The 23,634-nt window shown below is 68.3% G+C and carries 21 protein-coding genes; 17 read left to right on the top strand and 4 right to left on the bottom strand.

Translation table 11 applies throughout. The annotated features are described in order from the left end of the window. Positions 1-13: 13 nt before the first annotated feature. Positions 14-1,630: an EAL domain-containing protein gene (locus AC5P9C_RS17985; RefSeq protein ID WP_049466080.1), complete on the bottom strand. Its 1,617-nt coding sequence runs from the start codon at positions 1,628-1,630 to the stop codon at positions 14-16. Positions 1,631-1,860: 230 nt separating this feature from the next. Between AC5P9C_RS17985 and cycA the strand changes: the two genes are divergently transcribed. Together cycA and AC5P9C_RS17975 are read left to right on the top strand one after the other, a co-directional pair. Next, positions 1,861-3,234 (top strand): D-serine/D-alanine/glycine transporter, encoded by a 1,374-nt coding sequence (gene cycA, locus AC5P9C_RS17980; protein ID WP_049466082.1) that lies wholly within the window; start codon positions 1,861-1,863, stop codon positions 3,232-3,234. A gap of 203 nt (positions 3,235-3,437) precedes the next feature. Then, complete coding sequence (locus AC5P9C_RS17975; RefSeq protein ID WP_049467499.1) at positions 3,438-4,214, top strand: lytic transglycosylase domain-containing protein; 777 nt, start codon at positions 3,438-3,440, stop codon at positions 4,212-4,214. Between the two features lie 78 nt (positions 4,215-4,292). Here the strand turns inward: AC5P9C_RS17975 and AC5P9C_RS17970 are convergent, their stop codons facing one another. Then, positions 4,293-5,813, bottom strand: coding sequence for a tetratricopeptide repeat protein (locus AC5P9C_RS17970; protein WP_103281955.1), 1,521 nt, complete (start codon positions 5,811-5,813; stop codon positions 4,293-4,295). A 167-nt stretch (positions 5,814-5,980) separates the two neighbouring features. On the opposite strand from AC5P9C_RS17970, the gene AC5P9C_RS17965 reads away from it, so the two are divergent. After that, positions 5,981-8,062: an NHL repeat-containing protein gene (locus tag AC5P9C_RS17965; RefSeq protein ID WP_103281956.1), complete on the top strand. Its 2,082-nt coding sequence runs from the start codon at positions 5,981-5,983 to the stop codon at positions 8,060-8,062. On the opposite strand, the gene AC5P9C_RS17960 is transcribed toward AC5P9C_RS17965, so the two are convergent. Next, entirely contained in the window at positions 8,040-8,447 is a 408-nt protein-coding gene (locus AC5P9C_RS17960) for a YciI family protein (RefSeq protein ID WP_049467505.1), read from the bottom strand. The genes AC5P9C_RS17965 and AC5P9C_RS17960 overlap by 23 nt on opposite strands. Before the next feature lie 736 nt (positions 8,448-9,183). Here AC5P9C_RS17960 and AC5P9C_RS17955 point away from each other — a divergent pair. The 13 genes from AC5P9C_RS17955 to AC5P9C_RS17895 all read left to right on the top strand — a co-directional run bounded on the left by AC5P9C_RS17955 (position 9,184) and on the right by AC5P9C_RS17895 (position 21,545). After that, positions 9,184-9,597, top strand: a complete 414-nt coding sequence (locus AC5P9C_RS17955; RefSeq protein ID WP_343541948.1) for a YciI family protein — start codon at positions 9,184-9,186, stop codon at positions 9,595-9,597. Between the two features lie 66 nt (positions 9,598-9,663). Beyond that, the gene (locus AC5P9C_RS17950; protein ID WP_049464589.1) at positions 9,664-10,086 is read left to right on the top strand and encodes a VOC family protein; all 423 of its coding nucleotides are present in this window, start codon (positions 9,664-9,666) and stop codon (positions 10,084-10,086) included. Between the two features lie 34 nt (positions 10,087-10,120). Next, the gene (locus tag AC5P9C_RS17945) at positions 10,121-10,531 is read left to right on the top strand and encodes a VOC family protein (protein WP_053506710.1); all 411 of its coding nucleotides are present in this window, start codon (positions 10,121-10,123) and stop codon (positions 10,529-10,531) included. Positions 10,532-10,555: 24 nt separating this feature from the next. After that, positions 10,556-10,912: a DUF1428 domain-containing protein gene (locus tag AC5P9C_RS17940; RefSeq protein ID WP_343541951.1), complete on the top strand. Its 357-nt coding sequence runs from the start codon at positions 10,556-10,558 to the stop codon at positions 10,910-10,912. 45 nt (positions 10,913-10,957) lie between these two features. Continuing rightward, positions 10,958-12,220 carry an RNA polymerase sigma factor gene (locus AC5P9C_RS17935; protein WP_343541952.1) on the top strand — a complete coding sequence of 421 codons (1,263 nt, stop codon included), beginning with the start codon at positions 10,958-10,960 and terminating at the stop codon, positions 12,218-12,220. Positions 12,221-12,326: 106 nt separating this feature from the next. Then, positions 12,327-13,523, top strand: coding sequence for a hypothetical protein (locus AC5P9C_RS17930; protein ID WP_182067881.1), 1,197 nt, complete (start codon positions 12,327-12,329; stop codon positions 13,521-13,523). Further along, entirely contained in the window at positions 13,514-14,614 is a 1,101-nt protein-coding gene (locus AC5P9C_RS17925; protein WP_049464579.1) for a hypothetical protein, read from the top strand. Before AC5P9C_RS17930 ends, AC5P9C_RS17925 begins: the two co-directional genes overlap by 10 nt. Before the next feature lie 101 nt (positions 14,615-14,715). Further along, positions 14,716-15,393: a hypothetical protein gene (locus AC5P9C_RS17920; RefSeq protein WP_049464577.1), complete on the top strand. Its 678-nt coding sequence runs from the start codon at positions 14,716-14,718 to the stop codon at positions 15,391-15,393. Positions 15,394-15,409: 16 nt separating this feature from the next. Then, positions 15,410-17,062, top strand: a complete 1,653-nt coding sequence (locus AC5P9C_RS17915) for a CsgG/HfaB family protein (RefSeq protein ID WP_343541955.1) — start codon at positions 15,410-15,412, stop codon at positions 17,060-17,062. Between the two features lie 259 nt (positions 17,063-17,321). Then, positions 17,322-18,971 carry a M28 family peptidase gene (locus tag AC5P9C_RS17910; protein WP_343541956.1) on the top strand — a complete coding sequence of 550 codons (1,650 nt, stop codon included), beginning with the start codon at positions 17,322-17,324 and terminating at the stop codon, positions 18,969-18,971. 174 nt (positions 18,972-19,145) lie between these two features. Continuing rightward, positions 19,146-20,405 (top strand): sensor histidine kinase, encoded by a 1,260-nt coding sequence (locus AC5P9C_RS17905; RefSeq protein ID WP_049464571.1) that lies wholly within the window; start codon positions 19,146-19,148, stop codon positions 20,403-20,405. Next, positions 20,395-21,165, top strand: a complete 771-nt coding sequence (locus tag AC5P9C_RS17900) for a LytR/AlgR family response regulator transcription factor (protein ID WP_049464569.1) — start codon at positions 20,395-20,397, stop codon at positions 21,163-21,165. Before AC5P9C_RS17905 ends, AC5P9C_RS17900 begins: the two co-directional genes overlap by 11 nt. A 35-nt stretch (positions 21,166-21,200) precedes the next feature. Then, positions 21,201-21,545 carry a hypothetical protein gene (locus tag AC5P9C_RS17895; protein WP_343543599.1) on the top strand — a complete coding sequence of 115 codons (345 nt, stop codon included), beginning with the start codon at positions 21,201-21,203 and terminating at the stop codon, positions 21,543-21,545. A 38-nt stretch (positions 21,546-21,583) separates the two neighbouring features. Here AC5P9C_RS17895 and AC5P9C_RS17890 read toward each other — a convergent pair whose 3' ends face one another. Further along, positions 21,584-22,198 (bottom strand): hypothetical protein, encoded by a 615-nt coding sequence (locus AC5P9C_RS17890; RefSeq protein ID WP_049464567.1) that lies wholly within the window; start codon positions 22,196-22,198, stop codon positions 21,584-21,586. A 309-nt stretch (positions 22,199-22,507) separates the two neighbouring features. On the opposite strand from AC5P9C_RS17890, the gene AC5P9C_RS17885 reads away from it, so the two are divergent. Next, positions 22,508-23,437, top strand: coding sequence for an oxygenase MpaB family protein (locus AC5P9C_RS17885; RefSeq protein WP_074725494.1), 930 nt, complete (start codon positions 22,508-22,510; stop codon positions 23,435-23,437). Positions 23,438-23,634: the final 197 nt, after the last annotated feature.

Genomic DNA, 23,634 nt, shown 5'->3' with positions numbered 1-23,634 from the left:
CTGCCGGGTTGCCTCACTCCAGTGGCACCTGCTCGATCGGCACGCTGCGCGGGTTCTGCATGTGTTCGCGTGCAGGACCGTACTGCTGCTGCCGCTTGTGATGGAAGGCAATGAATTCATCGCGTGGCAGTGGCCGCGAGAACAGCCAGCCCTGGCCGAATTCCACATGCCGGCTGTGCAGGTAGGCCAGCTGCGCTTCGGTTTCCACGCCCTCGGCCACCACCCACAGGCCCAGCTCCTTGGCCATGTCGATGATGTGCGGGGTGACCGGGCTGGTCGCGCTTTCGGTGCCGATCGCATCGATGAACGACTTGTCGATCTTCAGCGCATCCAGTGGCAGCTGTTCCAGGTACTGCAGGCTGGAGAAGCCGACGCCGAAATCGTCGATGGCCACGCTGTGGCCAGCGCGGCGGGCGGCGGCGAGCATGGTGCGCGCGCGGTCCAGGTCGAGGAAGCCGCGTTCGGTGGCCTCCATCCAGATCTGCTGCGGCAGGATGCCGCTGCCGGCCATGTGCCGGGAGATCATCTTCAGGGCGCGGCCGCTGCTGATGTCTTCGGCGGCGAGGTTGATCGCGATGTGGGCGCTGCGATCGGCCACCAGCAGCTCGCGCATGTCGCGCACCACGTTCTCGATCACCAGGTCGGTGACGTCGGCGATCATGCCCGCCTCTTCGGCCAGTGGAATGAACAGGTCCGGTCGCACCTGGGTGCCATCCGGGCGCTGCCAGCGGACCAGGGCCTCGGCGCCGACGCAGATGCCGGTGTCCAGTTCGATGATCGGCTGGTAATGCAGGTACAGCTCGCGGCGACGGATGGCGGTGGCCAGTTCACCGCGCAGCGACAGGCGGCGGCGCGAGAGCCAGATCACCAGTCCGGCGCCGGCGGCGGCCAGCAGCAGGCCCACCGGCACGTACAGCCACGCCTGCTGGCGGAACGCGGCGGCCAGCGCGGTGCGCGGGGTGGTGGCGATCGCCAGCCATTCCTCGTTGCGCGCGGTGGCGAACAAGGTGGTGTGGTCCAGGCCCTCGCCGGGGTCGCGCAGCAGCGTCTGCAGCAGCTCCGGATCCAGGCCCGACTGCTTGGCCAGCAGGCGTCCATCGGGGCTGGCCAGTGCCAGCCGCACGTTCGGGTCGGCGATGACATCGACGAAGCGGCGCGGGTCCACCAGGGCGTCGTAGGACCCATACAGGACCGCCAGCACCTGGCGACGCCCGCTGACTTCCGGGCGCACGTCCACCACGATGCCGGCGCCGTCGCTGGTGACGTGGTCCGGCGTGGGTTGGTCGACGTCGGACAGGAAAGGCCCCCAGGACGTGCAGCGCAGCTTGCCGCCTTCGAAGTAGCCCATCTGGTCGATCGACGGGGTGGTCATCACCAGGGTCTGCATGCGCCGGATGTGCTCCGGACCGCAGGGCACGTAGGCACCGGCCTCGGCCGATTTCAGCGCGGCCAGCGCCTCCTGGTAGGACAGGTCGGAGCGGCGCAGGGTGCGGTCGGCGATGTCGCGCAGGCGCTGCTGTTCGACGCTGACCGCGCGGTCCCAGGTGGCGTAGGCCATGACCGCGATCGGTACCGCAGCGGCCAGCAGGGCCAGCGCGGTGGCGCCGATGATGACGCGCAGGCGGCTCATGGCCGGGGCTCCGGCGGGGCGGGCGGGGCAGGGCGCATGGTCGGGCCGGTCCTTGGGCAGGTGCGGCTATCTGAGCATGGCGCCGGGCCCGGCGGAATGGGATCAATACGGTATTCGGTCACATTGTGGTGAAAGCGGCCAGCTTTGACGTAATGGGCCGGTCTGGTGCTGGCGCTCGGCGCCGTGGAGGACTACCGTCGAACGCTTCGCCCACCCCTGTGCCCGCGCCCATGACCGAGCCCGCAACGCCCCCCGAGCACCTGCGCCGCAGCCTGTCCAACCGCCACCTGCAACTGATCGCCATCGGCGGTGCCATCGGCACCGGCCTGTTCATGGGCTCGGGCAAGACGATCAGCCTGGCCGGCCCCTCCATCATCTTCGTCTACCTGATCATCGGCGCGATGCTGTTCTTCGTGATGCGCGCGATGGGCGAACTGCTGCTGTCCAACCTGCAGTACAAGTCCTTCATCGACTTCTCCACCGACCTGCTCGGCCCGTGGGCCGGGTTTTTCTGTGGATGGACGTACTGGTTCTGCTGGATCGTCACTGCGATCGCGGACGTGATCGCGATCGCTGCCTACGCACAGTTCTGGTTCCCCGGGCTTGACGCCTGGATACCGGCGCTGGCCTGCGTGCTGCTGTTGCTGGCGCTGAACCTGGTGACGGTGAAGCTGTTCGGCGAAATGGAATTCTGGTTCGCGCTGATCAAGATCGTGGCGATCTGCGCGCTGATCATCACCGGTGCGGGGCTGGTGGCCTGGGGCTTCACCTCGCCGAGCGGCCACACCGCGTCGCTGTCGAACCTGTGGAATGACGGCGGACTGTTCCCGATGGGGCTGGTCGGCTTCTTCGCCGGCTTCCAGATTGCCGTGTTCGCCTTCGTCGGCATCGAGCTGGTCGGCACCACCGCCGCCGAGACTGCCGACCCCGAGCGCAACCTGCCCAAGGCGATCAACTCGATCCCGGTACGCATCATCATCTTCTACGTACTGGCGCTGGTCGCGATCATGGCCGTCACCCCGTGGCGCCAGGTGGTGCCGGACAAGAGCCCGTTCGTGCAGTTGTTCGTGCTGGCCGGCATTCCGGCCGCTGCCAGCCTGATCAACTTCGTGGTGCTGACCTCGGCCACGTCCTCGGCCAACAGCGGCATCTTCTCCACCAGCCGCATGCTGTACGGCCTGGCCGAAGAGGGCCATGCCCCGCGCGGGCTGTCGAAGCTGTCGCGCGCGGCGGTGCCGGCCCGCGGCCTGTTGTTCTCCTGCCTGTGCCTGCTGGGCGGCACCCTGCTGATCTACCTGATCCCGAACCTGGTGACCGCCTTCACCCTGGTGACGACGCTGGCCACCGTGCTCTTCATCTTCGTCTGGTCGCTGATCCTGGTGGCCTACATGGTCTACCGCCGCCGCTACCCGGAGCGCCACGCCGCCTCGATCTTCAAGATGCCCGGCGGCATCGCCATGTGCTGGGCCTGCCTGGTGTTCTTCGCCGGCGTGCTGGTGCTGCTGAGCCTGCAGGGCGACACCCGCCAGGCACTGATCGCCAGCCCGGTGTGGTTCGTGCTGCTGGGCGTGGGGTACTGGGTGCGGCGGAGGACCGCGAAGTGATCCGAAGTGGGGTCAGATCCCGTTCCCCGGCAACGGGATCTGACCCCGGCAGGTCGCGGGACCGACCCCGCCTCCTCGCAGGAAATCGGCTGTTGCCGTTGAGGTTGCCGGCCAGCGGCCGGCACTACCGCAGGTGCAGGGCGCAGCCCTGCCGGCCCCCATTCACCCAACATTAGCGGGCACGGCCGGATCATCCGGCCGCCATGTCCCGTCGCCCGCTCTTGCTCGCGCTGTTGCTGCTGCCCAGCCTGTGGCCCGGGCCAGCCGCCGCGCGCACCGTCTACCGCTGCGTGCAGGGCAACACGGTCAGCCTGGCCACCGCGCCGGAGCCGGGATCGCGGTGCACGCCGAAGGAGATCGACGACAACGCCGTCCAGACCCCCAACCTGTGGGGCAACATGGGCGTGTTCAGCGGCGTGCTGTACGAGCGCGAACAGGACGGGGCGCTGGTCTATTCCACGCGCAACCTGCCCGGCTCGCGGGTGTTCCTGAAGTTCACCGTGGCCACGCCGCCGGGCGAGCCGGCGCATGAAGGGCTGGGCAAGGTCGGCAAGCCGCAGCTGGCGCAGCATGCGCGGCAGTTCAAGGCGGCGGCCAAGGCGACCGGCGTCGATGACGCCTGGCTGCGCGCGATCGCCCATGCCGAAAGCAATTTCGATCCGCTGGCGGTTTCCAGCAAGGGCGCACAGGGGGTGATGCAGCTGATGCCCGATACCGCGCAGGAGTACGGGGTGCGCGATCCGTTCTCGCCACAGCAGTCGATCGAGGGCGGCGCGCGCTACATGCGCGCGCTGCTGCGCCGCTACAACGGCGACCGTCCGTTGGCGGCGGCCGCCTACAACGCCGGCATCGGTGCAGTCACCCGCTACAAGGGCGTGCCGCCCTACGCCGAAACCCTGGCCTACGTGGACAAGGTGATGGCGCTGTACGCACGCTACCGCGAAGCCATGGGCATCCGCAGCGAGGTGCCGGCGCGCTAGCGGGAGGTGTGGGGCCGAGCGCACGCTCGGCTCCGGATGAAGCAGCCGAGCGTGGGCTCGGCGCTACAGGCAATCGGCTCAGCGCGAGGTGGAGGTGCTGACCAGATCGTAGCGCTCGATGCGGCCGACGCGTGCCACCTCGGCCTGCACGTCGGCACGCTGCTTGAGTGCACGCCATGCGGCATCGATGCGCACGTCGCCCGGCCATGATGCATAGGTGCGCATGTCCTGCAGGCTGGCCAGGGTTTCACCGCGTTCAACCGGCGAACGCAGCTGTTCGATCAGGACGGCGGCGGCCCCGTCCAGGTCGCCTTCCTCCAGCAGCATTTCACGATGGAACAGGCGTGCGTCATTGCGCTGGGCCAGGATCACCGCGCGCGCCGCGTCGCGCGCCGCGGCGTCGCCGCGCTCGCGGGCGGCGGCGAACTGCAGCAGCGCCTGCGCGGCCTTGCCGTAGCCGGCGAGGCCTGGCATGTCATTCACTGCCTGCGCAGCATCCTGCATGCGTCCCATCGAACTGAGCACGAAGCCGACATTCATCTGGTGCTCGATGCCATCGGGGCCGAGCGCGCCGATGCGGGCGGCCTGCCTGGCCGTGGCCAGTGCCTCGTCCGTGCGGCCCAACCGGCGCAACGCGGTGAGCCGGCTGTTGAGCAACCAAGCCACCCATTCCGCTTCCGCCGCCGCCGGCGACTCACCGTCGTTCGCGGCGCGGGCCATGCCGTCGGTCAGCGACAGCACTTCCTCATTGCGGTCCAGCATCAGCAGGGTGGTGCCGAACTCGGCCATGCGCGCGTCCAGTGCGCGGTCGAGCAGGCCGGAGACACGCAGTTCATCAAGGTGCCGCTGCGCCGCCTGCACCGGATCGAAACGCGCATCGCCGCGATCGACGTAGCGGTCGAAGCGCTTGTCGCTGCGCAGGCGGATGATCTCGGCCGGGCTGTCGATGCGTGCCAGCGTGGCTGCAACACTGCCGCTGCGGCCGTGGTCGGCCTGCAGCGTGGCCAGCGCCAGCCACAGCCCGGTCGGCTCCAGGCCGCCGCTCTTCCAGCCGTTGTCGAACAGTGCCTGCAGCAGGTCCATGCGCTGCTGCGGCTGGTCCCGCAGGCGGTATTGCAGGTAGTTGATGGCATGGTGATCGACCGGCAGCGGTGCCTCGGCATGCTTCAGCGCCTTCACCAGGAACGTCGTCGCTGCAGCCGGCTGGTTGTCCGACAGCTCCACCGACACCTGGGTGAGCAGGACCTGCGCATCTTCCGGCAACGCCTCCTGCGCCCGCTGCAGGTAACGGCGGGCCAGCGCCGGCTTCTTCTGCATCAGTGCGGTCCAGCCGGCGACCTGCGCGGCGCGGCCGCGATGCTCGGCATCGAAGTCGTCCAGCAGCGGATCCTCCATCAGCCGCTCCATGCTGATCAGCGCGCCGAGCGTATTGCCACTGCGTGCCTGCTGGATCGCTTCATCCCAGCGTGTGGCGTACGCCGCGTGTACGGCATCGGCGGTGGCCGATGGCTTCTGCGGGACCACCGTGATCGAGGCGGCGGCGGGCGCGCTGGCCAATGCGGCCAGCAGCAGGGCGGTGAGCGGGAGAAGGCGGGGCATGGAGGATCTCCATCCGTGGGAACCGCATTGAACCTGCTGCCGCCAGCGAGGACAAGCGCGGGAAAGCGAATTCTGGCGTTCAGGCGCAGGATCGTTCGTGGCGGAACGCCTGCGCAGCGTCTATTGTCGGTGCCTCTTCAAACAGCAGGCAGAGGCGGCGCAACGCGATGGCACGGTGGCAATGGATGGCGGCAGGGGTGGCATTGGCAACAGCGGTGGGCTTGGCTGCAACGTGGTGGGATACACCGCTGAATACGCTGGCCGGCCCCACGGGCCCGGCGCCCACGCCGTTGGCCTGGACCGCGCAGATCGAGCCGCTGGCCGGCGATGGCCACCCGGGTGACCGTGATGGTGCGTCTGCACAGGCCCGCTTCGCCGACCCGTATGCACTGCTGCGCACCGCCGATGGCAGCGTCTACTTCACCGATGCCGGGGACAACAACCGGATCCGCCGCCGCCTGCCCGATGGCCGTGTTGAAACGGTGGCCGGGCAGGGCGAGGGCCGCGTTGATGGCCCGGCGCTGCAGGCCAGCTTCAATACGCCCTCGGGCATCGCCGCTGACGCGCAGGGCAACCTGTACGTGGCCGACACGGGCAACCATGCGATCCGCCGCATCGGTGCCGATGGCCTGGTGACCACCCTGGCCGGTGGCGAGCAGGGCGTTGCCGATGGCCCTGCGGCGCAGGCCCGCTTCGATGCGCCGATGGGCATCGCGGTGGACGCACAGGGGCAGGTCTACGTGGCCGATACGTTCAACGACCGCATCCGGGTGATCGGTACCGATGGCAGCGTGCGTACCCTGGCCGGGGGTGACCGGCCGGGCTTTGCCGATGGCGCGGGCGCCGCCGCGCGCTTCGACACGCCGGTGGCGCTGGCCTTCGACGCGCAGGGCGCGTTGCTGGTGGCCGACCTGTTCAACAATGCGGTGCGCCGCGTAGGCGTCGACGGCACGGTCAGCACCGTGGTCGCCGCCGGCGGCGTGATCAATGGGCCGCTGTCGCTGGCCACCACGCACGACGGCGTGCTGTACGTGGGTGACCTCGATGGCCGCATCGTGCAGGTGACGCCGCAGGGCCATCAGATCGCCCTGGTCGGCAATGGCCGCTTGCCGCGGCTGGCCCGCCCCAGCGGGTTGGCCATGGATGCCGATGGCAGCGTGCTGGTGGCCGACGCCGCCAGCTATCGCCTGCATCGCCTTCGCCCGCTGCCGGTCGGCGACCTGCCGGCGCCGGCACTGGTCGGCCCGGCTGCCGATGCCGCGCTGCCGGAGACCGGGGGCCGTTGGCCGCTGGCACCGCAGGACGGCTGGCACGAAGTGGTCGGCACGCTGGGCGAGGTGCGTGGCAACTTCACCGGTGAGAGCCGCCACCATCTGCATGGCGGCTTCGATGTGCGGGGCGATGTCGGCCAGACCGTGCTGGCGATCGCCGATGGCAAGATCAGCAGCCCGGTGGCGGCCTGGAACCTGGGCGAGCAGGCCGAGGGCCTGGCCGTGGATCGCCTCAAGTACATCCACATGCGGGTCGGCCGCACCCCGCGCGACGAACCCTATGACGCGCGCTGGCAGGCACTGTACGACGAGCAGGGCAAACTGGAGCGGATGCGCGTGCGCCGCGGCATGCGCATCCACGTCGGTGATCGCCTGGGCAGCATCAACAACCAGGCGCACGTGCACCTGGCGGTGGGTACCGGTGGCTTCGAGACCAACGCGGTGGCGCTGGGCTTCCAGGGCTACGCCGACCACTTCGCACCGCGCATCACCGATGTGGCCCTGCTGGACGACAACGACCAGCCGATGGCCGCTGGCAGCGATGGCGTGGTGATGGTGGCGCGCCAGGGCCGCGGCGTGCAGATCGTGGTCGAGGCCTGGGACCAGGTCGACAACAACCTGCCGCGCCGCCGCCTGGGCATGTACCAGGTGGGCTACCAGATCCTGGACGCCGGTGGCCGAGCGCTGCAGGGCTATGAACAGCCACGCTGGAACATCGTGTTCAACCGCATGCCGCCGCAGAAGGAAGCGGTGCGGGTGGCCTACGCCCCCGACAGTGGCATCACCGTGCACGGCAGCGCGGTGACCCGGTTCCGCTACCTGGCCACCAACACCGTGCGCGACGGCCTGATGGAAACCGGGCGCTGGCAGCCGGCGGCGCTGCCGCCGGGCGAGTACATCGTGCGCGCCAGCGTGCGCGACTACAGCGGCAACGAAGGCATCGGCCCGCGCGAGATCAGGGTGCGGCTGCTGCCATAGCCGCAGCTGGGGCGCCGCAGCGTTCGCGCTCGGCGTCCATGTCTTCCAGCGGCCGCACCTCGATGCTGCCGAAGCGTGCCCACGGGAAGTCGCGGGCGATGCGCATGGCTTCGTCGCGGTCGCGCGCGACGATCAGGTTGAAGCCGGCCAGCAGCTCGCGGGTTTCGGCGAACGGGCCATCGAGCACGCGGCTGTGTCCATCGCGCACGCGCAGGGTCTGTGCGGTATCGACCGGCTGCAGCTTCTGGGCGGCCAGCAGCGTGCCTTCGGCCTGCAGCTGGTCGGCGTGCGCCAGGCAGTCGCGCATCAGCGCGTTGAATTCTTCGGTGGGCAGCGCCTGCAGCAGGGCAGGCTCGATATAGATCAGAAGCAGGTACTGCTGCATGGCACGGTCCTGGCGGGGGCGGGTGTCCATGATCGCGCAGGATTGCGCATGGGCATGTTGCAGCGCAGAAGCGCGCCTTCGGCGGAGATCGGCGAACGGCGGAGCCCCTCCGTGGTGGGTTTGGGTGGGTCGCTGAAAGCGGGTTTCCTGAGGGTGGGGCGGGCGGGTGGGATTGGCGGGGACGCCGTGAATCCGTCCCTGGAGGCTTAGCCGCGCCATCCATGGCGCGGATACCCCGCCAACCCCACCCGCCCGGCCCCAGACAGATTCCGGCGGCCGATCCACCACGGGAAATCAACAAGCAAGAGCAAAAGCGGGTCGCTCCGCTCGCAAAGCCGAGCCCGCCAGCCAACCGCCTTTGCTTTTGCTGTTGCTGTTGCTGTTGCTGTTGCCTTTTCTCTTGATCTTCCCGTGGTGGGTGCCGGAGGCAGGAAACTGTCCAGGGCCGGGTGGGTAGGCGGGGCGGGGGTGTCCGCGGCATGGATGCCGCGGCCAAGCCCCCATGGATGGGTTTACGGCGTCCCCCGACCCGCCTACCCACCCGGGCAAATCCATGAACCCGCGCTTTCAGCGACCCACCCAAACCCACCACGGAGGGGCTCCGCCGTTCGCCGACCTCCGCCGAAGGCGCGCTTTCCGCGCAAGAAAAAATTTCCAACCGACGTGTCGATTCCCCGCCCCCTGGTTCGTTGTACCCAGTGAAGGGCACGCACCACGCGTCCCACGGGAGACCGCAATGAAAGTGATGGTGATCGTGAAGGCCAACGCCGACTCCGAAGCCGGCCGCATGCCCAGCGAACAGGAATTGTCCGAAATGGGCGCCTTCAACGAGCAACTGGTCGCGGCCGGCATCATGCTGGCCGGCGAAGGCCTGCACGCCACCCAGCGCAGCCGCCGCATCCATTTCGGTGGCACCGCCCCCCGGGTCGAGGCCGGTCCGTTCGGCCCGGCCAGCGAACAGATCGCCGGCTTCTGGCTGTGGGAGGTGCGCTCGCTGGAGGAGGCGGTCGAATGGGCCAGCCGTGCGCCGTTCGGCAGCGGCGGCACGCTTGAACTGCGCCCGCTGATGTCCGCGGAAGACTTCGGTGAGGCCTTCACCCCCGAATTACAGCAGCAGGAACAGCGTCTGCGTGCACAGCTGGAAGGTTGACCCGATTCATCTCCATGCCGGGCACGATCCGGCGCCATCCCCTTGAACCACACACGGAGCATTGCGATGAAACTGATTCCCTTCCTCGGCTTCAGCGGCCAGGCCCATGAGGCGATGGCGTTCTACGCCAAGGCACTCGGTGGCCAGGTCACTTCGGAAATGAAATACCGCGACATGCCGCCGTCCGATGGCTCGCCGGGCTGCAACGAGATGCCGCCGGAAACCCTGGACCACGTCGCCCACAGCCAGCTGGAGATCGGCAACGCCATCGTGATGGCGGCCGACGGCCCCGGCGGCGGCGAGGGCAGCTCGACCACCATCAATGTCGACGTCGACAGCGTCGAAGAAGCCGAACGCGTGTTCGCGGCACTGGCCGAAGGCGGGCAGGTGCAGATGCCGATCGCCGAAACGTTCTGGGCGCACCGCTGGGGCATGCTGATCGACCGCTACGGCAAGCCGTGGATGGTCAACTGCATGAAGCAGCCCTGATCCCACCTTCTCCATCCACCCAGGAGCTTCACCGATGAGTGCACCACAACCGCAGATGATCTTCGTCAACCTGCCCGTGCAGGACCTGAACGCGTCCAAGGCCTTCTTCGCCGCGCTGGGCTACAGCTTCAACCCGACCTTCACCAACGACGATGCCGCCTGCATGGTCATCAGTGAAAGCATCTTCGTGATGCTGCTGACCCAGCCGTTCTTCAAGCAGTTCACCACCAAGCCGATCGCCGACGCGCGCAGCCAGACCGAGGTGATCACCTGCCTGTCGGCGGACAGCCGCAAGGCGGTGGACGCGATGGTGGACAAGGCACTGGCCGCCGGTGCCAGCGAACCGCAGCCGGCGCGCGATTACGGCTTCATGTACCAGCGTGGCTTCCAGGACCTGGATGGCCATCTCTGGGAAATCGCACACATGGACGGCGAGCCGGGCTGACCGCCGCCGCAAGGGAGAACCCTCATGGCTTACGTGGATGCTTACGTGCTGCCGTGCCCACAGGACAAGGTGGCGGCTTACCGTCGCCTTGCCCGCAAGGCCGGCGCGGTGTGGAAGGACCATGGCGCGCTGCAGTACATGGAATGCGTGGCTGACGATGTGGAACCGGGCAAGCGCACCTCGTTCCCGCGCGCGGTCAAGGCAAAGCCCGGCGAAACGGTGATCGTTGCGTTCGTGGTGTTCCGTTCGCGCGCGGCACGCGACCGCATCAATGCCAGGGTGATGGCCGACCCGCGGCTGGCGTCGCTCGGCTCGAAGGACATGCCGTTCGATACCAAACGCATGTTCTGGGGCGGCTTCAAGCCCATCGTCGAAGCGTGAGCCATGGCGCTTGTGCGGGACGGGCGTGCGTGCTGTGATCGGCGCATGCTCGATCCCGCACTGACGCAGCGTCTGGAAACCCTCTGGCGGATGGAGTCGCCAGTGTTGATCGCGCGCCTGGCGCGGCTGCTCGGCGGCGATGTCGGCCGTGCCGAGGAGCTCGCCCAGGACACCTGGCTGGCCGCGCTGGAGCGCTGGCCGGAGCAGGGCATCCCGGACAACCCCGGAGCCTGGCTGATGACCACTGCGCGCAACCGCGCCATCGATGTACTGCGCCAGCACCAGCGGGTGGCACAGCAGCATGCGCAGTGGGGCGAGGAACTGCATCCGGCGGCGCTGCCGGCGCCGGATGACAGCCAGGCACTGGAGGACGATCTGGGCGATGACCTGCTGCGGCTGATGTTCGTGGCCTGCCATCCGGTGCTGCCGGCCGATGCGAGGGTGGCACTGACCCTGCGCCTGCTCGGTGGCCTGACCACCGTCGAGATCGCGCGTGCGTTCCTGCAGCCGGAGCCGACCATCGCCCAGCGCATCGTGCGCGCCAAGCGCACGCTGGCGCAGAAGCAGGTGCCCTATGAAGTGCCGCGCGCGGACGCGATGCCGGAGCGGTTGGCCTCGGTGCTGGAGGCGGTCTATCTGGTGTTCAACGAAGGCTATGCGGCCAGCGCCGGTGACGACTGGATGCGTCCGGCGTTGTGCGAGGAGGCGCTGCGGCTGGCGCGCATCCTGGCCCATCGCCTGCCGGTGCCGCCGGTACTGGGCCTGCTGGCGCTGATGGAACTGCAGGCCTCGCGCGCGGCGGCACGCATGGATGCACAGGGCGCGCCGGTGCTGCTGGACCAGCAGAACCGCGCGCGCTGGGACTGGTTGCAGATCGAACGCGGCCAGCAGGTGCTGGCGCGCGCGCTGGCGGCCGGTGGTGGCGACGATCCCTATGTCCTGCAGGCGCGCATCGCCGCCTGCCATGCGGCTGCGCGGCGCGCCGACGCTACCGACTGGCCGCGTATCGCCGCGCTCTATGCACAGCTGCTGCAGGCGCAACCTTCGCCGGTGGTGGCACTGAACCGGGTGGTGGCGATCCTGCGCAGCGAAGGCCCGTTCGCTGCGTGGGCGCAGCTGCAACCCCTGCTGGTCGACGCGCGCCTGCGCGACTATGCGCCGCTGCAGGTGGTTCGTGGCGAGCTGTTGCAGGCACTGGGGCGTGAGCAGGATGCGCGTGACGCTTTTGCCGCGGCCGCCGAACTCAGCCAGAACCGGGCCGAGCGCGGACTGTTGCGGCGACGGGCGGGACTGCCGCCCACAAACTGAGCCGACAAGGACAGCACTTGTCGCCGGGCGCCTGAGCGGCTATGTTTCGCGCCCAGCGGACGCATCAGCGTCCGCATTCCATGCGTATTGACCGAGGAGCGGTTGGATGTATTCAAGGACGAAGAGCGCATCGCGCGCTTTTGCGCGCCTGCTTGCCTGTGCTCTGTGCCTGGCCGTGTGGCCGATGGCCGTGCAGGCCGCCGACAAATCACAGCAGGCCTATTGGGCCGGGTTTGCCTACACCGCCGACGCCGCTGCCGTGCAGGCGACCACGCCGCATGCGCACGCCGTGCTGGAAAAGCGCGGCTTGATCCCGCTCAACCAGGCGCTGGCACAGTCGCTCAAGCGCCGAGCCCCGGCCCACCTGGAGCTGATCGACCAGCCGGTGGCGATGCTGGACGGCACCACCAGCGCGACCGTGCTGGCCGCCGCGCTGGACCGCGAACTGGTGTCGGTCGAGCCGATCGGCGACCAGTACAAGGTGCTGGTGGAAGTGGCGCTGCAGGCGCTGTTCTTCGACTTCCGCGAGCGCCAGGTGATTGCCTCCTATCCGCTCACCCTGCAGCGCATCGACGTGCAGGACTACCGTCCTGACAACGATGATATCGACGCGATCGTCGCCGATCTGCTGTACGGCAGCGCCGAGACCAGCCTGTCGCAGGTACTCGCGGCGAGCCTGGCACAGGCCCGGCTGCCCGACGCCGCCGTGCGCCGCCTGCAGGTGGGCGGGGTGACCCTGTCCGATGCGGTGCGCGCCAAGCTGCCCGACCCGAACTGGGAAGCGACGCTGCGCGCGACGCTGGCGCACGAGTTGTCCAAGACGCTGTCGTCCAACACCGGCGTCGGCCTGCTGCCACCGGCCTCGGGCCAGGCGATCGGCGGTGCGATGGCCGCCCGCTTTGCCGATGGCAAGGTCTACCAGCTGAAGATTCCCGAACCCGACTACGTCATCACCCTGCAGGTCGACGCGCTGAAGAACGGCGTGATCCAGGAAACCCCGGCGATGAAGACGATGCTGTTCGGTGCGTTCTTCACCGCCAAGGTGACCGAGCCGTTCTCGGGCAAGGTCTATTTCGAACAGCCGCTGCGCAAGGGGGCCACCAAGGTGGTGCCGGTCACGCAGTGGCAGGTTGACCAGTGGTCGGCCAGCTACGAAACCCTGCTGGCCGGGCTCGACGCCTTCGCCGGCGCCGCTGCCAGGCGCGCCGATTCGCGCGCGTGGCTGGACGAACAGAAGCCGGGCGGCCGCCCGTTGCAGCAGCAGACCCAAGCCCTCCAGGAGTTGATCAAGTCATGTCGTTGATGCGTACCATCCTGCTCATCCTCATCGCGCTGGTGGTGGCCTCGCCGGTCGCTGCACAGACCGCCAGCTCGCGCGGCACCGGCTCGGCCAGCTACGGCCTGCGCCTGAGCGCCGATACCCGCGCCCAGGCCCTGAACAAGGCCAAGGTCAACGCACTGGAGGCATACATCGCCGAAACCGGTGCGGCCAAGCTGCGCCTGTTCGAAGCCCGCCGCGCCGAGTTCATCGGCGAGATCGACCGCTACGTGCTCAGCGCCGTGCAGCTGTCGGACACCGAAGACAAGAAGGCCAAGACCTACACCGTCACCGTCCGCGCCGAGATCAACACCACCCTGCTGCAGACCAAGCTGGATGCGGGTTCGGCCGTGGCCGGCGCCACCGCCGCACAGCGCTCGCTGCTGACCTTCCTGTTCATGGCGCGCTCGCAGGACACCGTGCAGTCGTTCCAGGACAAGGAATACCGCCGCGTCGACGCCAGCAGCAGCTATAGCGAGAACACCCGCGAAGGCGACAGCTTCCGCGGCAACTCGGTCAGCACCAACGGCAGCATCAACCAGAACGGTTCGGTGTCGGTCACCAGCGGCGGCAGCACCACCGCGCGCGCCGACAACATCACCTGGAAAGTGGCCAACGCCGCCGAAGTCAACACCGCGATGACCGGTGCCTTCAGTGCTGCCGGCTACGAAGTGGTGGAAGCGGAGTACGTGGAAGGCGAGTCGCGCGGCCTGCTCAGCATCGAGCGCATCCGCAAGGACTTCAGCACCGGCAACGACCTGGCCCCGGCCACCCTGCGTGACACCGCCAACGGCATCCGCGCGGCCAACATCCCCTACATCGCCGTCGGCACGCTCGACGTCGGCATGCGCGACCGCGATCCGGCCAGTGGCAACACCCGCGTGTTCGTCACCGTCACCGGCAAGGTGCTGGATGTGACCGGCCGCTTCCCGCGCACCGTGTCGTCGGTGGGCCCGGTGCAGTTCTCCGGTACCGGCCCGAACGAAACCGTGGCCCGTACCAATGCCCTGCAGCTGGCTGCCGAAAAGGCGGCCCAGCAGATGATCAACGAACTGAACGTCAAGGCGGTCCGCTGATCCGCCGCCCCCGGCAGGTGCCGAGCTCGCTCGGCATCGCCCCAGGGTTCACCGATTCCCCGCGTGCCGCACCGCGGCCGTCTCTCCCAAAGGACATCCTCATGATCCGCAATACCGCTCTTGTCGTGGCCATCGCCGCCGCTACCCTGTCGATGCCGGCGCACGCCGGCCTGGGCAAGCTGAAGGACCTGGCCGGTGCCGCCACCGGTTCCTCCACCAGCAGCGCCTCCAGCGCCGCCGCTCCGGACGAAGCCGCGCAGGAAGCGCTGGTGCGCCGTTTCGTCAGCTCGCAGTCGCACTCGCTGCAGGCCCAGACCTCGTTCGCCCGCGCCTTCGGCCTGGCCGAGCAGGTGCAGCTGCTGGAAGCCGAGCGCCAGGCGCTGTCGTCGGGTTCGGTCAGCGTCGATGCGATGAAGAAGTCGGTGTCGGTCAGTGAAGCCGCCCAGGCCGCGATCAACGAGCGCCAGGCCGCGCAGCCGGAACTGAACGCTGAATCCAAGCAGCACTACGCCGAAGGCCTGGTCTCGCTGCTGGCGTCGGCCGCCGAAGCGCAGAAGCTCGGTGGCGAGGCGAGCAACTTCACTGCCGGCATGAAGAACCTGGGCGCAACCCAGATGGCGACCGTTGGCCGCAAGCTGGCGGCAGGTGCCTGGGTTGCCAAGGAATCGCCGGGCTTCATCCAGGGCCTGTACGGCTCGACCAAGTCGGCCGTGACCTTCGCCAAGAAGAGCAAGGTGAAGGTGCCGTCGAACGCCGATTCGATGCTTGACTCGATCTGATCCGAGGTTCAACCCCATGCGTACGACCTCCCGCCTGATCGGCCTGGGCCTGGCCACAGTGCTGCTTGCAGCCTGTGGCAAGCAGGACACCCCGGCCGCCGATGCGCCCGCACCCGCCAAGGAAAAGGCAACCAGTGCACTGGCCAGCAATGCGCCAGTGGAAGCAGCGCCCCTGCGAGGCACGCCGGATTTCGGCGGCACCACCCAGGTCGCGCGCGAGGCCGACGGTATCGGCAGCACCCCGGAACTGGCGGTGCTGGCGGCACTGCAGTCGGCGGTGGCGCAGGTCAACGGCGTACGCGTGGCCAGCCAGATGCAGAGCCTGCGTGCAGGCCTGCATGTGGACGTGGATGACGAACACGTCGGCGATATCCGCGCCGACGCGTTCACCCAGCAGATGATCGCCGGCTCGCAGGGCGCAGTGCTGGGCTATGAAATCCTGTCGCAGGACGAAGTGCGGCAGCTGGATGAAGAAACCATCGCCCGCGTGCGCGCCAGCGACGAAGGCTGGAGCTTCAAGGGTTCGGCCTCTGCCAGCGCGTCCGGCGAGGCCACGGCCAAGGGCGGCGGTGCCTCGGCCAGCGTCAAGGAGAGCTACGACGAGAAGGTCAGCGTCGATGCCCAGCGTGGCGCACGCTCGTTGGATTCGGACGTGACCCACCGCAGCATGCGCAGCTACTGGAAGGTGCGCGTGCGTGCACAGATTGCCCAGTACCGCGCACCGGACGAGCAGGGCAAGCCGAAGATCGTGGTCGCGCTGCCGCGCACCAGGGCCGGCAGCTATGCCGTGGGCGATGGCCGCGTGAGTGCCGATGAAGTGGCCGACGCGATCCGCGCGCGCCTGTCCGACACGCTGACCCAGACCCAGCGCTTCATCGTGCTGGACCGCGAATTCGGCGACGAACTGCAGGCCGAGATCGACCACATCAACAGTGGCAACGTGCGTTTGCAGGACACGGCCCGCGTCGGCCAGCAGCTGGCGACCGACCTGATCCTGATCCCGACCATCGAACGCTTCGAGTACCCGCGCAGCGTGCGCAACCTGCGCATGTCCGACCGCCAGGTGACCTCGTATTCCGGTGGCGGCCGCATCACCCTGCGCCTGATCAACGCCACCACCGGCCAGGTGGTGATGTCCGACAGCTTCGACCACCAGCTGGCCTCGACCGGCCCCAGCACCCTGCCGCGCGTGGTCAACGGCCGCAACATGGCTGCGGCGATGATGGAATCGTTGTCCGGCCAGATCGGTACCACCATCGTCACCACGCTGTTCCCGGTATCGGTGGTATCGGTGGACGGTGACCAGGTGGTGCTGAGCCAGGGCGGCGAGACCCTGCAGGCCGGCCAGCGCTGGCAGGCCGTGCGCCTGGGCGAGGAACTGAAGGACCCGCAGACCGGCCGCTCGCTGGGCCGCAGCGAACACCCGTGCTGCACCATCCGCATCGACCGCGTGGCTGCACAGACCTCGTACGGCACCCTCGAAGACGGCGTCGACGCGATGCGCGGCGGTTTCCGTCCGGGCCAGATCGAACTGCGCCAGAAGCTGGGCAGCAAGCCCGCTGCCGCCGCCAGCGCGACCGCTTCGGCGGCCCCGGCTGCCGCCGCCCGCCCGGCCGCCAAGCCGAAGCCCAAGCCTGCTGCCGCCCCGGCCGAAGACCCGAACTGGTAACACCAAGCAACACACAGATGGGGTCAGAGCCCTTTCCCGCCGGGAAAGGGATCTGACCCCTTCGTGTTTTCGTCCGTGTCGACCCGGGTCGACAGCCAGCAACAGCAGCGGGACCGACCCGCCATCCCACGGAATGCCGCTGTTGCTTCGGCTGTTGCCCCCGACGTTGCCGGCCAGCGGCCGGCACTACCGCAGGTGCAGGGCGCAGCCCTGCCGAATCCCATTACACTCCAGAAGGATTTTCCTGCTGGAGAGAGCAATGAAACGAGCGGTACTGGGCGTGCTGGCCCTGTCGGTGTCGAGCGCACTGATGGCGGCCACCCCGAAATTCGATGGCGCGCGGATCTCCGCCGACGTCAAGGAACTGGCCTCCGATGCCTACGAAGGCCGCTCGCCGGCCACCGCTGGCGAAGCGAAGACCATCGCCTATCTCAGCAAGCAGTTCGCCGATGCCGGGCTGCAGCCGGGCGGCGACCTGAAGGACGGCAAGCGCCTGTGGACCCAGGCCGTACCGCTGCGCAAGGGCGACATCGTCGGCACGCCGCAGCTGGCGCTGCACCAGGGCGGAAAGACCGTTGCACTGGAGCAGGGCAAGCAGATCGCCGTGCGCGCGGCCATGAATGGCGCCAGCAGCGTCGACATCAGCAAGGCCCCGCTGGTGTTCCTCGGCTACGGCGTGAAGGCACCGGAGCGCAACTGGGACGACTTCAAGGGCGTGGACCTGAAGGGCAAGATCGCCGTGGTGCTGATCAACGACCCGGACTTCGAAACCGGCCAGGGTGATTTCGACGGCAAGGGCATGACCTATTACGGCCGTTGGACCTACAAGTACGAGGAGGGCGCCCGCCAGGGGGCACTGGGCGTGCTGATCGTGCACGAGACCGCACCGGCGTCGTACGGCTGGGCCACCGTGGCCGGTTCCAACACCAACACCATGTTCGACGTGGTGCGTGACAACCCGGCAGAAAGCCATCCGCTGCTGGAAGGCTGGATCCAGCGCGACCTTGCCGTGGAGCTGTTCCGCTCGGCCGGGCAGGACTTCGAGGCACTGAAGAAGAAGGCGCAGCAGCGCGACTTCACCCCGGTGCCGCTGACCGGCGCCAGCCTGGACGCGACGTACGCGGTGAAGACCGAAGTGATCACCTCGCACAACGTGGCCGCGCGCCTGGAAGGCAGCCGCCATCCGGACGAGACCATCATCTACAGCGCGCACTGGGACCACATCGGCGTGGGTGAGCCGGATGCACGGGGTGACCGCATCTTCAACGGCGCGCTGGACAACGCCAGCGGCACCGCCTCGCTGGTCGAGCTGGCCCGTGGCTTCGCCAAGGAGAAGCGCCCGCAGCGCTCGCTGCTGTTCCTGGCGGTCACCGCCGAGGAAAAGGGCCTGCTGGGTTCGGAGTACTACGCCACCCATCCGCTGTACCCGCTGGAAAAGACCGTGGCGGTGATCAACATGGACGGCATGGCGCCGTTCGGCCCGTCGCGTGACTTCGGCATCTACGGTGCCGCGCGCTTCGAGCTGCTGGACCAGCTGAAGGACGTGGCCAAGGGCTGGGACATCCGCTACACGCCGGACCCGAAGCCGGAAGCGGGCCTGTTCTTCCGCTCCGACCACTTCCCGTTCGCCAAGCGTGGCGTGCCGGCGCTGTCCTGGTCGGCCGGCCAGGACTGGGTGGACGGTGGCGTGGCCGCAGGCAAGAAGGCCTCCGAGGACTACACCGCCAAGCGCTATCACCAGCAGGGCGACGAATGGCAGCCGGACTGGGTGTTCGCCGGTGCCGCCCGCGACCTGGAAGTGCTGTACACGCTGGGCAACCAGCTGGCCAGTTCCCGCGATTGGCCGAACTGGAGCAAGGACGAGGCGTTCCGCGCCGTGCGTGACGCCAGCGCCGGCCAGCGCAAATAACGGCGTCCGGTAGTGCCGGCCGCTGGCCGGCATTGCCGCCCCCGGAACGCCGGGCCGTGCCCGGCGTTTCCATAACGGCTTCCATCCCCACTTTCCCGGCCTTCGTCGCAGGCCGCTTGTTTGCCCGGCCGGCCGCCCTATGCTCGGCTCACCCTCTTCCTCCAAGGCGCCGCCGTGTTCGCCAGCCTTTCACTCCTGTTCCGTCACCTGCTGGCCTGGGCTGCGGCGCTTTTCGTCGCGGGCATGGTCTGGAGCGGCATCTTCAGTGGCATGAACGATGGCCCGGGCTGGATCTTCGGGCTGCTGGCGATGTTCCTGATCATTTCCGCGCTCGGCAGTGCCATCACCCACATCCGCCGGGTCTGGCTGGTGGCCGGTCGCCTGGATGCCACCACCCTGTCCGGCCGCCAGCGCCGCCAGATCGAACTGCCGATGGACGCCGGCCACGCCTTCTCGGTGGTGGAGGCGGCGATCTCCGAACTGCCCCGCGTGGAAGACGTGGAAAGTTCGGCCGGCAGCCTGCAGGTGCGTGCCTATGTCCGCCGGGTCGACCTCTGGAACGGTCGCCAGCCCTCGCGCTGGAACCTGCCGGCGCGGCTGGCGATCAAGCGCAACAGCGTGCTGGCCACGGTGACACCGGGGCAGGGCACCAGCACCGTGACCCTGCTGTTCGAACCCGACGCGGGTTGGTGGGCCGACCTGCTGGCGCTGGATGAAGGCAGCAACTACGAGAATGCCGAAGCGGTCACCCGCGCGATCAGCCGCCGCGTCGGTGACCAGCGCCGCGACGAGCAGGCTGCGGCCGAACAGACGCAGGTGGAAAAGGAACTGTCGGTGGCGCGGTTGAACCTGCTGCACGCGCAGGTGGAACCGCACTTCCTGTACAACACGCTGGCCAACGCGCAGGTCCTGACCCGCACCGATCCGGCGCGTGCCGAGCAGATGCTCGGTCACCTGATCCAGTACCTGCGCAGCTCGCTGCCGCAGGTGGACGAGTCGGTATCCACGCTGGGCGTGGAGCTGGAACGCACCCGCGCCTACCTGGAGATCCTGCGCATCCGCATGGGGGCACGCCTGGCGGTGGAAGTGCAGGTGCCCAACGAACTGCACAGCGTCCACCTGCCGGCGATGGCGCTGCAGACACTGGTGGAGAACGCGATCAAGCACGGCCTGGAACCCAAGCCCGGCGGCGGTACGATCTGGATCCTGGCGCGCGGCTTCGACGACCACGTGACCGTGACCGTGGCCGATGATGGCCTCGGCTTCGGCCACGGTACCAGCGGTACCGGCATCGGCCTGAAGAACCTGCGCGAGCGCCTGCGCCTGACCTGCGGCGAGCAGGCTGGCGTGGCGATCGTGGCCAACTTCCCCAGCGGCGTGGCCGCGACCATGACCCTGCCGCAGTCGAACAAGGAGCGCAGCCATGCCGCTTGAAGCCCTGATCGCCGAAGACGAAGAGCTGCTGCGGCAGTCACTGGTGGAGCAGCTGGGCCGGCTGTGGCCGGAGCTGAAGCTGGTGGCCGAGTGCGAGGACGGCGCCAGCGCGCTGGAGCAGCTGGCCGAAAAACAGCCGGACATCGCCTTCCTCGACATCCGCATGCCCGGCATCAGTGGCATCGAGGTAGCACGTTCGCTGTCCGAGCTGAGCCCGCGCACCCAGGTGGTGTTTGTCACCGCGTACGACCAGTACGCTATCGACGCGTTCGAGCAGGGCGCGATGGATTACCTGTTGAAGCCGGTCAGCGACGAACGCCTGTTGGCGACGCGCGAGCGCATCCTGTCGCGGCTGCCGTCGACGCGGCAGGACGATGCCGTGCTCGAGCGCCTGCTGCAGCGGTTGGGCACCCCGCAGGGCGCGGCGGAGCGCCCGCCGCTGGCCTGGATCACCGCCAGCAACGGGCGCGAGACGCAGCTGATCATGCTCGAGGACGTGGCCTACTTCCGCGCCGACAACAAGTACACCACCGTGGTCACCGCCGCTGGCGAGAGCCTGTTGCGCACGCCGTTGCGCGAGCTGCTGGAAGTGCTCGATGCGCAGCATTTCCGCCAGATCCACCGTTCGACCATCGTCAACATGAAGGCGGTGGCGGCGGTCAGCCGCGACGATACCGGGCGCGGCGTACTGCGCCTGCGCGGGCGCACGGAGACGCTGGTGGTCAGCCAGCCGTTCATGAGCCTGTTCCGCGGCATGTAGCCGCACCGTCACTGCACCTGCACCGAGGAGCAAACATGTCCCGTCTACTGATTGCGTGCGTGGCCGCGCTGGCACTGGCCGGCTGCGAAAAATCCCGCAACACCTCGATCACCCGGACCCAGGCCAACGGCGTGGATACGCTGTACAGCAAGAGCACGGTGGTCGAGGGCGAAGCCCGCTTCCAGTGCATCGCCAGCAGCAGTGGCGCCTGCCACTACCTGGTGCTTGATCCGGCCTGCAGCCCCGATGCCGCGTGCACCTCGCCGCCGCTGCACCGGTTCACTGTTGCAGTGGGCAAGACCGAGGCCATGCGTGACCTGCCCGACGGCTTCCGCCAGTGCGTCAGCCAGGACCCGATGGAACACTGCCACCGTGAGTGATCACGGTGGCAGTGTGGATCCCCCGCTACCCGGACGGGTCAGTAGGCAGGCTGCAGCGTCAGCTCGTGATGGTGTTCGGTTTCGCCGACGTGGTTCAGGCGCCCGACCAGTTCCGAGTGCTGCTTCATCCGCCCGATCTCGGTCATGATGCGGATGTCCTCGTGGCGCAGTTCGCGCTTGGCGGTGACCGCCTGCTTGTAGTCCAGCACTTCCGGGTAGTGCTCGGCCAGGTCCAGCGCCTCGGCCACGTGCTCGACGCTGTCGGCCTTGGAACTGATGCGCGCGCGGCTGTTGAAGGCCTTCATCCAGCGCTCGAAACCGGCCTGCTGATCGAACATGTTGGCCATGAACCAGATCACGAACAGGATCGAGACCCAGGAGCCGAAGACGATCACCACGCGGGTGAAGGTGATATGGAAATCGTCGCGCCACAGGTAATTGGCGATCAGGCCGAGGATCAGCAGCGAGGCCGCCTGCCAGCCAACGATCGACGCGATCAGCCACTGGCACTTCGCCTGGGCCAGCACCGCCACTTCATCGCGGATCTGCTGCTCGCTCAGGTTGCGCCAGTGCGCCACCTGTTTGTCGAACGGGCTGCTGTAGAGCTCGTTGTCGCGAAGCAGAATTCCCAAACCCTTGAACAAAGCAATCATGGCTGGCTCCTTGTGGAACGTGCGTCGATCAGCATTGGACGGTGTGGCAGGTCCAGTTCTAGCACTTCCAGCGGGCCGTGCAACGGGGGCAATGCCAAGCGGCGCAAGGGTTTGCCCGGCGGGGGTGAAAATTGATGCATTGCATCATCGCAGTCGCAGCCTGCGACAGGATGTCGCAGGGTGAAACGTGCTGCGGCCGCACATGAAACCCTGGCTGAGTGCGAAGACTCGCCGCCGGCGCCGTGATCGCCGAGAATCGGGGCCGACCGCGCAAGATGCGACCGTTCCTCCGCCTTCCCTGGACCTGTGATGCCGGCCTTGCTGCAGCGACTCTCCCGCCCCGTGACCGCGCCGATCCGGCGCTGGGTACTGGAGGCCTTCCCGCGCGGGCAGAGCGGCATCGATTACGACCATCCGCAGGGTGATCCGGGCTGGTTCGGCCCGGACAGCGTGACCTGGCGCGTGCATGCCGAGCTGCCGTCGATGCTTGCCGGCGGCCTGTGCGCATTGATGCTGCAGACCCTGCACCCACGCGCGCTGGCCGGGGTCTACGACCATTCCAACTTCCGCCAGGACCTGGTGGGCCGGCTGCGCCGCACCACGGCCTTCGTGGCCGGCACCAGCTATGCGCCCACCGGTGAGGTGGAAGCGCTGGTGGCCAGGGTGCGCCGCATCCACGCGCAGATCCGCGGCCGCACCGCGCAGGGCGAGCCCTATGCCGCCGACGATCCGCAACTGCTGACCTGGGTCCATGTGACCGAAGCCTTCGGGTTCCTGCAGGGCTTCCGCCGCTATGGGCGCGAGGTCCCCGCGCACATCGCCGACCGCTACTACGATGAGTACCGCTGCGTGGCAGAGGCGCTGGGTGCGGTGGATGTACCGCGCAGCGAAGCGGAGGTGGCGGCGTATTTCTGCGCCCGGCAGCCGGAACTGCGTGTGGATGATCGCTCGCGCGAGGTGCTGGAGGTGCTGTCCGGCGTGCGCCTGCCGGTCCCGGTGCCGGGGCTGTCGCGCGACGTGTTCCTGGGGGCGGGCGCGGCGTTGCTGCCGGACTGGGCCGCAGGCATGCTCGAGCGCAGCGGCCGCCAGCGCGCGCAGGCGGCGGCATCGGCGAAGCTGATGCAGGGCATGGCACCGCTGTTCCGCCGCGCGCTGCCCGATGGCCTGGCCAGCCATGCCTGCGCGCGCATGGGCGTACCGGTGGAGATCCTGCGGGCGTGGCCCGCGGATGCCTGGTAGGAGCCGACCCGGGTCGGCACGCGTTTCGTGCGGCACCGCAGAAGCGCCAATCCAGGGTGGATCTTATCTCTTGCCGATCTGGCACCTTGGGTGCCGAGAGCCCGGCGTGGGCGACCGTGTGGATCCAGGTCTTGCGACCGAGAAGTAGCTTGGGTCCCCACGCCGGATTCTCCCTGAACCGCCCGAACAGTTGGTTG

Source organism: Stenotrophomonas sp. YJH_SMC_10, from assembly GCF_059371555.1.
Note: the sequence above shows the minus strand (reverse complement) of the source record. Positions and strands in the feature narration are given on the sequence as shown.